Origin of the sequence: Serpens gallinarum (assembly GCF_014836765.1) — a bacterium.
GTDB classification, from domain to species: Bacteria; Pseudomonadota; Gammaproteobacteria; order Pseudomonadales; family Pseudomonadaceae; genus Serpens; species Serpens gallinarum.
On sequence record NZ_JACSQG010000001.1, the window covers coordinates 709,613 to 722,333 of the forward strand.

Below are 12,721 nucleotides of genomic sequence, written 5' to 3' on the forward strand. Positions count from 1 at the left end.
AAAGGCGGATGAAATAACCCTCCGTGCGCCGACCCCGGGCAAGGAGTCGCGTTGTCAATAACATCACCGGCCGTCACCGAAAATCTCGACTGCGCACCTCCAGGCCGGTCAGAAGCGGGGAAAGGTCGGTCAATCGGCCGGCGATGACATGGCGTATGCCATCCGCCGCTTCCAGATGACCGTCGACGCGCAGTAGCTGTGCTTGCACCAGTGGTCGTCTCTGGCGCTCTGCTAGGTCGTGCCAGACGATCACATTCACCAGTCCGAATTCATCTTCCAGGGTCACGAAGACCACGCCGCTGGCGGTCTGGGGACGTTGACGGCCGATAACCAGGCCGGCAACGCTGATTGGCGGGCCAGGTTCGGCCGCGAGTAACTCCCGCGAGCTCCGACAGCGCATGGCCTTGAGCTGGCCACGCAGCAGCGTCAGCGGGTGTGGGCCCAGGGTAGTGCCCAAGGTTGCGTAATCGGTGAACATGTCCTCTCCCACCGTGGGCAGTGGCAGGCTTACTGATGCCTCCTCGTCGGCCGAAAGACCGGCAAACAGTGGTAGTTGAGGGGTTACTCCCGCCACGGCCCAGCGCGCCCGATGACGGTGCCCGGCCAGGTCGCGCAAGGCGCCGGCATCGGCCAGGCGTTCGCGGGCGACAGCGTCAAGGCCGGCGCGCAGGCTCAGGTCTTCGACCGACATGAAGGGACCCGCCTGACGAGCCGCCTCAATGCGCTGTGCATCGGCCTGGCGAAAGCTGCGAATCATGCGTAGCCCCAGGCGGATTGCCGGTTGCGGGCCGCCGGCATCCTCCAGGCTGCAATCCCAGTCGCTGCAACACACATCAACGGGGCGCACGTCGATACCATGGCGACGGGCGTCCTGCAGCACCTGATCGGGGCTGTAGAAGCCCATCGGCCAGCTGTTCACCAGCGCGCAGGCGAAGGCGGCTGGCTCGTGGCATTTCAGCCAACTGCTGGCGTAGCTGAGCAGCGCAAAGCTGGCCGCGTGGGATTCGGGAAAACCGTAGCTGCCAAAGCCCTTGATCTGCTCGAAGATGCGCGCGATGAATTCGGGTGGGTACTGTTTGGCGAGCATGCGCTCGGTCAGCCGCTCACGGTGTTTTTCCAGGCCGCCATGGCGTTTCCAGGCGGCCATGCTGCGGCGCAGCTCGTCGGCTTCGCCCGGGGTGTAATCAGCGGCAACCATGGCCAGCTCCATGACCTGTTCCTGGAACAACGGTACGCCCAAGGTGCGCTCGAATACCGGGACCAGTTCCTCCGAGGCGTAGAGTACCGGCTCCTCGCCGTTGCGCCGGCGCAGGTAGGGATGGACCATGTCGCCCTGGATCGGCCCGGGACGCACGATGGCCACCTGGATCACCAGATCGTAGAAAGTCTGCGGGCGCATGCGCGGCAGCATGGCCATCTGCGCCCGCGACTCGATCTGGAATACGCCGATGGTGTCGGCGCGGCTGATCATGCGGTAGGTGGCCGGGTCCTCCTGGGGCAGGGTGGCCAGGGTCCAGCGCGTGCCGCGATACCGCTTGATCAGGTTGAAGCAGCGGCGCAGTGCGCTGAGCATGCCAAGGGCAAGCACGTCGACCTTGAGCAGACCGACCAGATCCAGATCGTCCTTGTCCCACTGGATCACCGTCCGCTCGGCCATGGTGGCGTTCTCTACCGGCACCAGGGTGGCCAGCGGTTGCTCGGAAATGACAAAGCCGCCCGGGTGCTGGGACAAATGGCGAGGAAAGCCGATCAACTCGCCGGTAAGCGTCAGCACCCGATGTAACAGCGGGTTTTTCGGATCGAAGCCGGCCTCCATCAGGCGTTCGGCAGCCGGCGGTTGATTGCTCCAGCGCCCGCAACAGTCGGCCAGTGCATTGATTTGATCGGGTGGCAGGCCAAGCGCCTTGGCCACATCACGTACCGCACCGGCGCCATGGTAGGTGCTCACCACCGCGGTGAGCGCTGCGCGCTCCCGGCCGTAGCGGTGGAAGATGTACTGGATGACTTCCTCGCGGCGCTCGTGCTCGAAATCGACGTCGATATCCGGTGGCTCGTTGCGCTCATGGGACAGGAAACGCTCAAACAGCAGCCGGCTGCGCGACGGGTCCAGCTCGGTGATGCTCAGTGCAAAACACACCGTTGAATTGGCTGCCGAGCCGCGCCCCTGGCAGAGAATGCCCTGTGCGCGAGCCCAGCGGACAATGTCATGGACGGTCAGAAAGTAGCTTTCGTACTTCAGTTCGGCGATCAGCGCCAATTCATGATCGATCAGCGCCCAGGCTTTTTCCGGCACCCCATCCGGCCAGCGCGCGCGCGCTCCCTGATCGACCAGTTCACGCAGCCAACTGGTCGCAGTGTGTCCGGCGGGGACGAGCTCTTGCGGGTACTGATAGCGCAACTGGCCCAGCTCGAACGTGCAGCGTTCGGCAATGCGCAGGGTTTCGGCGAGCAACTCGGGCGGGTAGAGCTCGACCAGCTCCTCGCGGCGGCGTAAATGACGTTCGCCGTTGGGGTGCAGGTGGGCGCCGGCCTCGCTGACCGCCAGGTGATGACGGATGGCAGTCATGCAGTCCTGCAGGGCTCGGCGCCCGCGGGCGTGCATGTGCACATCGCCGCAAGCGACGGCCGGCAGGTCGCGGGAAGTGGCTATTTCCAGCATGTGCTGCAGACGCGCTGCATCGTCCGCACCGCGGTGCAGTTCCACGCCCAGCCAAAGTCGCTGCGGGAAGCAGCCCCGCAGCCAGGTGGCCTGCCCAGCGTCATTGTCCGGTAGCCAGATGGCCAGCAACCCGTCCAGTGGTGCGTCGAAGTCCTCGCGCAGCAGGCGATAACGGCCTTTTTCGGCACGGCGTCGGGCCTGGGTGATCAGCCGGCACAGCGTCTGATAGCCGACCAGGTTCTCGACCAGCAGCACTAGCTTCGGGCCGTCCTCGATGCGCATTTCGCTGCCGACGATCAGGGGCAGATTATGCTCTTTGGCTGCCTGCCAAGCGCGCACGATGCCGGCCAGCGAACACTCGTCGGTGATTGCCAGGGCGCTGTAGCCGAGACGGGCGGCACGCTCGAACAGCTCAGATGCGCTGGAGGCGCCGCGCTGGAAGCTGAAGTTCGACAGGCAATGCAGCTCGGCGTAGTCGCTCATGCGAACCACCCGTGGAGCATCAGTGACCCGTCGCCCACCGTCCTGAAGGCCCAGCCACGCTGGCCAGCGCGGGTTTCGATCAGGTAATAGTCGCGGCGCACATCGCCGCCGTCCCACCAGCCGGATTCGATGCGCTCCGGGCCACTCAATAGCTTCACGGTGCCTTCGCGCAGTGGCTGCGGCTCGGTCAACAGCCAGCCGGGGCGGGGGCCGCAGGGCGGCAGCGTCACGTCTGCCCACCGGCTGCTCCAGGTCCGCTCGGGACGATGGTCGGCGCGGGCGCCAAGCCCTTGCACGGCGTCGTCGCCAAGACGGGCACGCAGCCGTTCGCGCAGCTGTTCCCAGGGCAGCGATTGCTGTGGACGTTCCTCGAACATCACGCGGTGTTCCGGCACGAACGGTGGCAAGTCATGGGCGACCAGCCGTACTGCCAGAACCGGTGCCGGCAGTTGCTGCTGTTCTAGGCGACCCCGTGTCAGCTCGAAGAGCATGGCGGCTTCGCGCTCGGCGCTCAGCAGGCCGACCGGCACCTGACTGTCAGGTCGGTTGCGGTGCTCCAGGTGCAGGATGAAACGCTGCACGCCGCTGTCGCGCCCCGCCAGGTAAGCGGCGAGATCGGCGGTCAGCCGGCGCAGAGGGAAGAGCAGCGCCTGGTGCGACTCGACTTCGAAGTTCAGCTCGATGCGCCCCTCGAACACATCCGGCGGCCGGTAGAACTCCATCGCCAGCGGACGCTGTCCGAGCAGCCTGTCCAGCTGAATCAGCACCTCGGCAGAAAAGCGTTTGGCCAGGCCGTCGCGAGGCAGGGTGAGAACCTGCGCGAGGTTGCGCACGCCCATGCGGGAGAGCGCGGCGGCAACCTCGCGGGAGAGCCCGATACGATCCACCGGCAACTGGCCTAGTGCCTGATGCAGTGCGTTTCCGTCGTCCACTGCCAGGCCATCATGAACATTGGCCAGCGCTCGCGCGGCAGCGGGATTAGGCGCGAGGGTAATGCGGTGGCGGAAGCCCAGAGTGGTCAACTCTTTGCGCAGGCGCGCTTCGAAGCGCGGCCAGGGGCCGAACAGGCCCAGGCTGGATTGCACTTCGAGCAGCAGGCAGCGCGGATAATGCAGACTGACCTGGGCGCTGTAGCGGTACCCCCAGGCAGCCAGAAACTGTTGGCAACGCTCAATCGCCGCCAGGTCGTATGGGGCGGTTGCGAAATTCTGGCTGAGTGCCTGGGCGGACGTGAGGGATTGGCCCGGCTTCAGACCAAGGGCGCGCGCTGCCGGATTGACCGCCTGCAGCCTGCGCCGCTGCGCCGGACCGGCCAGCAAGACCAAGGGCGTGTCTGGGTTTGCACGTTGGCGCAGCTCGCCATCCATGGCCAGTTGCGGGAGCAGAATACAGGCCCAGCGCATGACGACGTCAGCGTCCGCTGGCGGCAGCGAAGGCCGCTGTGGCAATCGGCCGGGCCGGGACCAGGCCGCCGCGACACTTGAGGATACGCACCTGCTGCGGGTCCACTGCCAGGCGCAGGGCGGCGGGCGAGGGATTGGCCGCTTCGTCCAGCGAGCGATAAGCAAAAGCCGGGGTCTGGCCGGTCTCCGCAGCAATCTGCAAGCGACGCAGGGCGCGGTCATCGGCCTGTTTTGGCCAGCACAACACAGCGCCGCAGCAGCCCGAGCGCAGACACTGCTCGGCGGCCCAGAGGGCGTCGCGGCCACGGGCCTGGACGATGCTCAGGTGACGCAGATCGACGCCCGCCGCCAGCCAGGCGTGCGGGTAGGGAACATGGGGCGGATCGACCAGCACCACACGCTCGCCGGCAGCGGTGAGGCGTGCCAGGGTCGGCCACAGCAGACGCAGCTCGCCCAGGCCGGTGGCAACGACGAGAATTTCGCTCAGCGCAGCGTCCGGCCAGCCACCACCGGGCAGGGCGGCGTCTAGCTCAGTGTGCCCGGTGGGCTGGCGGGCGGAGTGCGAAACGACGGCTTGGCCACGCCAGACACGACGCGTATCGAGCAGGTGATCAAGGGCGACCACGGAGGACATGCTAAGTACCTGGATACTGTATATAGGTACAGTATTTCGTTTGACCAAGAACCGGTCAAGCAGTGGCGATAAATGCCGGACCAGTTGTTGGGGGATCGCCAGCACCGCCCACCAACCCCGGAATCCGGGCACAAAAAAAGACGTCCGAAGACGTCTTTTGTTTGTTTGGTGGAGCCGGGGGGATTTGAACCCCCGTCCGCCAGTACTCCGCTGTCGGTACTACATGCTTAGCCAGATCTACTGAGTTAACCCGCGACCGCCCGATTGGCAGGGTGTTTTGGGCGAGTTGTGTAATATTTAGCCGTTTCGTCCACAACGTACTACGCGGCGATCCTGTTCTATATGACAATCATTTTGGGTTTACAGGCATCCCCTGATGATTGCTGGCGCCGAAGCGACCAGGGGGGAAGGGCTAAGGCTGCTTACGCAGCGAGAGCGTAATCCCCGTAGGTTTCGTCATTGGCAACTATAAGAAGTTGCAACAGTGGATTTACGAGTTCTGTTACCAACTCGGCATGCACCTAGAGTTTCGCAACCGGCGTCGAATCCTAATCGGCCCCAAAACGTTGTGGTGACAACGTTGGCGCAGTGTACGCCAAAGGCGTCACTGCGTCGAACGCTTGTCATCAAGATAAGGGCACGAAGATCTTTTTCAAGGCCGCTGGTCAGTTTTTATGCTCGTCGAGCAGGCTTTGGGCCTGTTCCAGCACTTGAATGGACTCCTCGTGTTTGCCTTCGTTGTGCAGCGTTTCGCCTTCGGCGCGCAACTTCTGCACCTGTGCGAGGACGGCGGGATCGCTGGGTGGATCGCTGCTGAGCTGGGCATCGATACGGGCCATGTCTTGAGGACAGTGCATGGCCCATGCCGAAGAGCTGATCAACACGGCTGCAAGGGTAAGCATTAAACGGCGCATAAATCACCTCACGCAAAGAGCGGCTGGGTGGGAATAGTCTGCGGTGTGGGCGCGCGGGCTTACTGCCCAGCGCCGCCACCCGCACCACCGCCCGTGCCGCCATTCGCACCTCCGGAGCCGCTGCCCTCACCGGAACCTTGACGGTTGGCGCTGTCCAGCATTTGCAGGGCGCGTTCGCTCGAGGCGATACAACCTTCGGTATCACCTGCGCTTTGCGCTTCCTGGGCTTGTTGTTCCAGCATCTCGATTTGGGTAGTCATGGGATCGCCGACCGTAATCTTGGTGGCTTTATCGTCATTGATTTGCTGGAGGTTGGCGGAGCAGCGATCGTCGGCGGCAAATGCCGGAGCAGTGAGCCAAGCGGCGATGAGTAAGCACGCTATGCGTTTCATGGTGGACTCCATCTCGGGTAAGCGGTGCTGGCCACCGCGGCACGTCCACTATGCCGGCCCAGCGCCGTGTCAGTTTTTCATCGGAGTACTGTTGAGCAGTTGCATGGCTTGGTCGACGGTGCTGATGCATTCGGCCGTGTTGTCGTCGTCCTTGTATTGTTCGGCCTGGTCTTTGAGCTCATCGACCTGGTCTTCCAGGGTGTCGGTCAGCTCACGTTGGTCCATGGCTTCATCCAGCTGGTCGATGCTGGCCGAGCATTGGTCATCGTCGGCAAAAGCGGCCGGGGCAAAGAACAGTGCAGCAGCAATAAGCAGGGCTGGGCTTTTCATGGTGTGTCCTCGGTTTGCGTCAGGGCAATAGTGAGTTCGTGGACTCATAACGTTGACGCTCCGGTTGGCCAAGGGTTCAGATTTGTGGATAAAGCATTAAAAAGCCCCGCCGATGCGGGGCTCAATATTGTGCGAACCTTCAGGCCCTGGCGTGACTGACGCGGTCCACCAGATAGACCAGCGCGTGGTAGTCGATGCCGCTGTGGCTGGACAGACCGATCTCGCAGGTACGACTGGTGCTGATGCCTTCCGTGCAGACCCGCACCGCATCCTTGAGCGAACGCAGTGCATGGGCGTTGAGCTCCGGCTGGCTGAAACCCTTGTCGCCGGCGAAGCCGCAGCAGTGGATGCCCTCTGGAATCACCACGTCCGTGGCGCAGCGCCGGGCAATGTCGATCAGCGTTTGCGCTTCGCCCAGGTGCTGGGTGCTGCAGGTGACGTGCACCGCCACCGGCGTATCCTGTGGGGTGATGTCCAGGCGATCGAGCAGATGCTCACGGATGAATTTTACCGGGTCGTAGATATCCAGGCGGCTATCTCCCAGGTCCTGTACCAGGCGTAGGGTGCAGGGACTGGTGTCGCAGTAGATCGGGTCGAGGCCGCCACGGCTGGCCTTGGCCAGGGCAGCGAGCAACTCCTGCTTCTTGCGCTCGCCCTGTTCGGCGTAGCCCTTGGAGGCGAACGGCTGGCCGCAGCACAGGTTGTCCAATTCCTCGGGGAAGACGACCTGGTAGCCGGCCTTTTCCAGTAGTGCGCGGGTCTTGTCGATCAGTGGCGTTTGTTCGCTGTCACTGAACGCCGGGCCCATGGCGCGAGACACGCAGGCGGCCAGGTACACCACCCGTGGCCGTGCATCCTCACTGGCCGGGGTGTAGGCGATGGGTTTGACCGCTTGCGGCAAGGCCGGCGTCCATTGTGGCAGGCGCTCGCCGGAAAGTTTGCGCAGGCTGGCCGAGGTTTTCGCCAATAGCGGCGCGCCGAGCAGCTTGCGGGCGCCATTGGCCGCTGTCAGGGTGAAGCGTGCGCCTTTCATAGCCGTGGCGAAGTGCTCGGCCAGCCAAGTGGCGGTGCCCTGGCGGTGGGCGTCGACGCCGCGCAGTTTGCGCACCAAATCACCGGTGTTGATGCCTACCGGGCAGCGCTGGGCGCACAGGCCGGTCGCCGCACAGGTATCGAGGCCGTGGTATTCGTAGGCGCGCTCAAGATCAGTGGTATCGATGCCGGCGCGTTTCTTGGCCTGGATATCGCGCCAGATGACGATGCGCTGGCGTGGCGTCAGGGTCAGTCCGTTGGACGGGCACACCGGTTCGCAGAAACCGCATTCGATACATTTATCGACGATCTCGTCGGCGGCCGGTAGCGGCTTGAGGTTCTTCAGGTGGATGCGCGGATCTTCGGAAAGAATCACGTCCGGGTTGAGGATGCCGTTGGGGTCGAGCAGGCGCTTGATCCGCCACATGAGTTGATAGGCGTCGCTGCCCCATTCCAGTTCGACGAACGGCGCCATGTTGCGCCCAGTACCGTGTTCGGCTTTGAGCGCGCCGCCGTATTCCACGGCCACCAGCTGGGTGACGTCGTGCATGAAGGCTTCATAACGCGCCACTTGGGCTGGGTCGTCGAAGCCCTGGGTGAAGACGAAGTGCAGGTTGCCCTCCAAGGCGTGGCCAAAGAGGATGCCTTCGTCGTAATGGTGCTTTTCGAACAGCTGGATCAGGCGGTTGACGCCGTCGGCGAGTTTTTCCACCGGGAAGGTGACGTCTTCGATGATCGCCGTGGTGCCGATCTTGCGCACCGCGCCGACGGCCGGGAAGGTGTCCTTGCGGATGCGCCAGAGCTGGTTATAGACCAGCGGGTCTTCGCTGAAGTCGACCTTCTTCTCCACCGGAAAACCAACAATCGAGGTGTTGATGCTCGCCAGTTGCTCGTGCAGCAGCGTCTGGGTGGCGGCGCGGGACTCGATCAGCAGCGCGCAGGCCGTGGCGGACAGGTCTTTGACCCACTCCGGCAGGCCGGGCATGTTCTGCACCGAGCGCATGCTGCGCCGGTCCAGCAGTTCCACGGCCGACACCGGCTGCTGCTTGAGCACCGGCACCGCGCGGCAGCAGGTTTCCACGTCGGGGAAGACGATCAACGCGGTGGCCTTGTGCGGGTGCTCGGGCACGGTGTCATAGGTGACCGCGCTGACGAATGCCAGGGTGCCTTCGGAGCCGACCATCAGGTGGGTGAGGATGTCCAGCGGCTGGTCGAAATCCACCAGGGCGTTGAGGGAAAAGCCGGTAGTGTTTTTGAGCCGGTACTTGTGGCGAATCTTGTCGGCCAGCGCGGTGTTGGCGCGGGTTTCCCGACCCAGTTGGGCCAATTGCTCCAACAAATCGGCATGGCTGTGTTCGAAGGCGGCAACACTAGCCGGGTCTTCGCTATCGACTACCGTGCCGTCGGCCAGGACCAGGCGCAAGCCGGCCAGGGTCTTGTAGCTGTTTTGCGCGGTGCCGCAGCACATGCCGCTGGAGTTGTTGGCGACGATGCCGCCGATCTTCGCCGCGTTGATCGAGGCCGGGTCGGGGCCGATCTTGCGTCCCAGCGGGGCCAGCACGGCGTTGGCATTGGCGCCGATCACGCCGGGTTGCAGGCGGATTTGTGCGCCGCCGTTGCGGACGTCACGACCGTTCCAATGATCACCCAGAACGATCAGCACCGAATCGGAAATCGCCTGGCCGGACAAACTGGTGCCGGCGGCGCGAAACGTCACCGGCACCCGCTCGGCGTTGGCCAGCTTGAGCAGTTCGACCACTTCGTGTTCGGACTCGACGCGCACCACCAGCTTGGGAATCAGCCGGTAGAAACTGGCGTCGGTGCCGAAGGCCAGGGTGGACAGCGGGTCGTCGAACAGCCGCTCGCGGGGAATCAGCGCCTCGACTGCTTTAAGAAAGACGCCGGGCAGACTCATGCATCCTCCAGGATCAGCACGATCAGGTCCTTCGGCCCATGAGCGCCGTAGGCCAGCACCTGTTCGATGTCAGCGGTCTTCGAGGGGCCGGAGACGAGCAGGGCATTGGTCGGCATGCCCTGTGCCCACTGTTGCTTCTGCTGCACCTCGTAGAAATTGTTGTACACCTGGCTGGCCTTGAGGATCGCGAAGTGCACCGGCGGCACCAGGCTCATCAGGCGCGGTTCCTGCGGGGTCGGCCAGAGAATCAAGCTGCCGGTGGCGGCGATGGCACCCAGGGTTCCGGTCAGGCTGGCCGGCGTGTCGTTGAACAGCTCGGCCTTCCATTGCTCGATGGGACGGTCGTAGGCCTTCAACGTCGGCGCAGCGTCGCGGCCGGCGAAGTGTTCGGCAATTTGCGCGCCCCAAGGCGTGGTCGGCGCGATCAGCAGGCTGGGCAGCTGTTTGTCGGTCAGCAGTTTTTCCAGCAATGCGGGCCAGGCATCTGTTGTGGTCAGGTGGGTTTCGGTGTGCACCGCTTCCATCAACTGTCGCAAGCGCTCGGTGCGTTGCTCGGCCGGGTAGCTCCAGGGCTCGGTCACCAGGGCTTCGTCGAAGTCGTCGATCAGCGGCTGAGTGCCGGCCAGGCTGTTGCGCAGCTTGGCGAGAATGTTGGCTTTGGCAGACATTATTTGGCCTCCAGATGCTGTTTCGCCAGTTCATGCAGCGAACGGGCCGCCGGTTTCGGCGCGCTGTGGTTCTGTGCCCAGGGGCCAATGTTCGGGGTCAGGCCACGCAGGCGGGTGGCGAAGAAACCGAACACGCGATAGAGCAGCGGTGAGGTGTTGAGCAGTTGCCAGCTTTTCCACAGCAGCCGTTCCTGGGCCGAGTACTTGCTGCCCTGGCCACGCAACAGGTGATGGGCTGCGTCAGGCTTTTTCACGTTCTCTTCGCGCAGACGGCGCAACAACGACGGAATCGGAATCTTCACCGGACAGACTTCGCCACAGGCGCCGCACAGCGACGAGGCGGACGGGTGATCCGGGGTGTTTTCCAGGCCCAGCAGGTGCGGCGAGATGATCTTGCCGATCGGCCCCGGATACACGGTGCCGTAAGCCTGGCCGCCGATGCGCGTATACACCGGGCAGTGGTTCATGCAGGCGCCGCAGCGGATGCAATTCAGTGTCTGGCGCAATTCGCTGTCGGCGAAGGCCTGGCTGCGGCCGTTGTCGAGCAGGATCAGGTGGACTTCCTGCGGGCCGTCCAGCTCGTCGGCCTGGCGCGGTCCGGAGATCATGTTGACGTAAGTAGTGATGCCCTGGCCCAGTGCCGAGCGGGTCAATAGCGAGAGCAGCGGGACCACGTCGCGCAGGTTTTCCACCACCTTCTCAATGCCGGTAACGGCGATGTGCACAGGCGGCACACCGGTGGACATGCGGCCGTTGCCTTCGTTTTCCACCAGCAGCAGGGTACCGGTTTCCGCCACGGCGAAGTTGACCCCGGAAACACCAATGTCGGCCTCGAAGAACTTTTGGCGCAGGATCTTGCGACCGGTCTGGATCAGCGCATCGACGTCCTCGGTGTACTCGATGCCGAGCTTGTCGCGAAACAGCGAGCCGACCTGGCGGGCGTTCTTGTGGATCGCCGGCATGATGATGTGGGTGGGCTTTTCATGGTCGAGCTGGATGATGTACTCGCCCATGTCCGATTCCAGCGCCTCGATGCCGTGGCCTTCGAGGAAATGGTTCATCTCCATTTCTTCGCTGACCATCGACTTGCCCTTGATCACCTGTTTGGCCTGATGGGCCTGGGCGATCTCCAGGAAAATGGCGTTGGCCTCGTCGGTGGTCTCGGCCCAGTGCACCGTGACGCCGTTGCGGGTCAGGTTGGCTTCGAGCGTTTCCAGCAGGTCGGGCAGTTGCGACAGGGCGCGGGCGCGCACGTGGTTGCCCAGCTCGCGCAAATGTTCGCGTTCGTACTCGTCGGGCATCGAGATCAGGCGCTTGACCATCAGCGAGTCCATGGCGGTGCGCATGTTGTTGCGCAACTGGACGTCGCCCAGGGCCATATGGGCGTTGTGTTTCAACTCGCGGCTGGGCAGCTCGACGACGGGGATCTGCTGGCTCATGCCTTACCTCCGGTGCGTTCCCACAGGAAGCTGGCCAGGTGTTGGCCGCGCAGCGTGGCGTTTTGCTTTTCCAGGGCGCCATTGATATTCATCAGGCAGCCGCAGTCGGCGGTGAGCATCTGGTCGGCGCCGGATTCCTTCAGTGCACGGGTCTTGTCCGCCACCATGGCACCGGAGATGTCCGGCATGCGCACGCTGAAAGTGCCGCCAAAGCCGCAGCATTCGCTTTCGTGGTCGTGCTCGACACGCTCGACATTGTTCAGCTGCGCAAGCAGTGCGCGGCCATGCAGGTGCGTGTTCATCTCTCGGCGTGCCGTGCACGAGGTGTGCAGGGCAATCTTGATCGGTGCGCCCTGGTCCTGGAAGTCCACCTTGCACACATGCAGGAGGAATTCGGCCAGCTCGAAGGTGCGCTCGGCGAGCGCCTGGGCCTGTTTCAGCATCTGCGGCTCGTCCTTGAACAACAGCGCGTAATGCTCGCGAAACATTCCCGCGCAGGAACCGGACGGCACGATCACCGGCCAACCTTCGTCGAACAGCTTGAGCTGAGCGCGCGCCACTTCTCGAGCTTCATCGGTGTAGCCGCTGGTGTAAGCAGGCTGGCCGCAGCAGCTCTGGCCCTGGGGGTAGTGCACCTTGATGCCTTCGCGTTCCAGTAAATGAATGGTGTCGAGGCCGGCTTCGGGAAAGAACAGATCGACCACGCAAGTGCCGAACAGGTAGACCTCGGCAGGCTTGCTGGCTGGATATTCACGTGGAGTGGGCAGCGGCGGCGCCACCCGGGTGGCGTTAGGGACTGCGTTATAAAACAGATCGCTCATCGGCTTAATTCTCCCGGTGGGCCCGGTTGTC

Annotated in this window: 10 protein-coding genes and 1 other RNA gene; all 11 read right to left on the bottom strand. The window is 63.6% G+C overall.

Annotation, left to right across the window (positions count from 1 at the left end):
- Positions 1–73: 73 nt before the first annotated feature.
- Positions 74–3,142: an error-prone DNA polymerase gene (locus tag H9642_RS03295; RefSeq protein ID WP_251834970.1), complete on the bottom strand. Its 3,069-nt coding sequence runs from the start codon at positions 3,140–3,142 to the stop codon at positions 74–76.
- Positions 3,139–4,545, bottom strand: a complete 1,407-nt coding sequence (locus H9642_RS03300; RefSeq protein WP_251834971.1) for a Y-family DNA polymerase — start codon at positions 4,543–4,545, stop codon at positions 3,139–3,141. The genes H9642_RS03295 and H9642_RS03300 overlap by 4 nt, the downstream gene beginning before the upstream one ends.
- A 7-nt stretch (positions 4,546–4,552) precedes the next feature.
- Positions 4,553–5,179 carry a translesion DNA synthesis-associated protein ImuA gene (gene imuA / locus H9642_RS03305; protein ID WP_251834972.1) on the bottom strand — a complete coding sequence of 209 codons (627 nt, stop codon included), beginning with the start codon at positions 5,177–5,179 and terminating at the stop codon, positions 4,553–4,555.
- A 166-nt stretch (positions 5,180–5,345) separates the two neighbouring features.
- Positions 5,346–5,739, bottom strand: a transfer-messenger RNA (tmRNA) gene (ssrA, locus tag H9642_RS03310).
- Positions 5,740–5,844: 105 nt separating this feature from the next.
- The gene (locus H9642_RS03315; RefSeq protein WP_251834973.1) at positions 5,845–6,093 is read right to left on the bottom strand and encodes a PA2433 domain-containing protein; all 249 of its coding nucleotides are present in this window, start codon (positions 6,091–6,093) and stop codon (positions 5,845–5,847) included.
- Positions 6,094–6,152: 59 nt separating this feature from the next.
- Positions 6,153–6,485: a PA2433 domain-containing protein gene (locus H9642_RS03320; RefSeq protein WP_251834974.1), complete on the bottom strand. Its 333-nt coding sequence runs from the start codon at positions 6,483–6,485 to the stop codon at positions 6,153–6,155.
- A gap of 69 nt (positions 6,486–6,554) precedes the next feature.
- On the bottom strand, positions 6,555–6,815 hold the full coding sequence (locus H9642_RS03325) for a PA2433 domain-containing protein (RefSeq protein WP_251834975.1): 261 nt from the start codon (positions 6,813–6,815) through the stop codon (positions 6,555–6,557).
- Between the two features lie 139 nt (positions 6,816–6,954).
- Positions 6,955–9,762 (bottom strand): FAD-binding and (Fe-S)-binding domain-containing protein, encoded by a 2,808-nt coding sequence (locus H9642_RS03330; protein ID WP_251834976.1) that lies wholly within the window; start codon positions 9,760–9,762, stop codon positions 6,955–6,957.
- Positions 9,759–10,430, bottom strand: a complete 672-nt coding sequence (locus H9642_RS03335; RefSeq protein WP_251834977.1) for a LutC/YkgG family protein — start codon at positions 10,428–10,430, stop codon at positions 9,759–9,761. Before H9642_RS03335 ends, H9642_RS03330 begins: the two co-directional genes overlap by 4 nt.
- Positions 10,430–11,869, bottom strand: coding sequence for a LutB/LldF family L-lactate oxidation iron-sulfur protein (locus tag H9642_RS03340; protein ID WP_251834978.1), 1,440 nt, complete (start codon positions 11,867–11,869; stop codon positions 10,430–10,432). The genes H9642_RS03335 and H9642_RS03340 overlap by 1 nt, the downstream gene beginning before the upstream one ends.
- Positions 11,866–12,690: a (Fe-S)-binding protein gene (locus H9642_RS03345; RefSeq protein WP_251834979.1), complete on the bottom strand. Its 825-nt coding sequence runs from the start codon at positions 12,688–12,690 to the stop codon at positions 11,866–11,868. Before H9642_RS03345 ends, H9642_RS03340 begins: the two co-directional genes overlap by 4 nt.
- Between the last annotated feature and the right edge of the window lie 31 nt (positions 12,691–12,721).

Coding starts and splice junctions, on each gene's coding strand:
- H9642_RS03320 (WP_251834974.1), bottom strand. CDS start 6,485: ATGAAACGCATAGCGTGCTTACTCATCGCCGCTTGGCTCACTGCTCCG.
- H9642_RS03325 (WP_251834975.1), bottom strand. CDS start 6,815: ATGAAAAGCCCAGCCCTGCTTATTGCTGCTGCACTGTTCTTTGCCCCG.
- H9642_RS03340 (WP_251834978.1), bottom strand. CDS start 11,869: ATGAGCCAGCAGATCCCCGTCGTCGAGCTGCCCAGCCGCGAGTTGAAA.
- H9642_RS03295 (WP_251834970.1), bottom strand. CDS start 3,142: ATGAGCGACTACGCCGAGCTGCATTGCCTGTCGAACTTCAGCTTCCAG.
- H9642_RS03300 (WP_251834971.1), bottom strand. CDS start 4,545: ATGCGCTGGGCCTGTATTCTGCTCCCGCAACTGGCCATGGATGGCGAG.
- H9642_RS03335 (WP_251834977.1), bottom strand. CDS start 10,430: ATGTCTGCCAAAGCCAACATTCTCGCCAAGCTGCGCAACAGCCTGGCC.
- H9642_RS03345 (WP_251834979.1), bottom strand. CDS start 12,690: ATGAGCGATCTGTTTTATAACGCAGTCCCTAACGCCACCCGGGTGGCG.
- imuA (WP_251834972.1), bottom strand. CDS start 5,179: ATGTCCTCCGTGGTCGCCCTTGATCACCTGCTCGATACGCGTCGTGTC.
- H9642_RS03315 (WP_251834973.1), bottom strand. CDS start 6,093: ATGCGCCGTTTAATGCTTACCCTTGCAGCCGTGTTGATCAGCTCTTCG.
- H9642_RS03330 (WP_251834976.1), bottom strand. CDS start 9,762: ATGAGTCTGCCCGGCGTCTTTCTTAAAGCAGTCGAGGCGCTGATTCCC.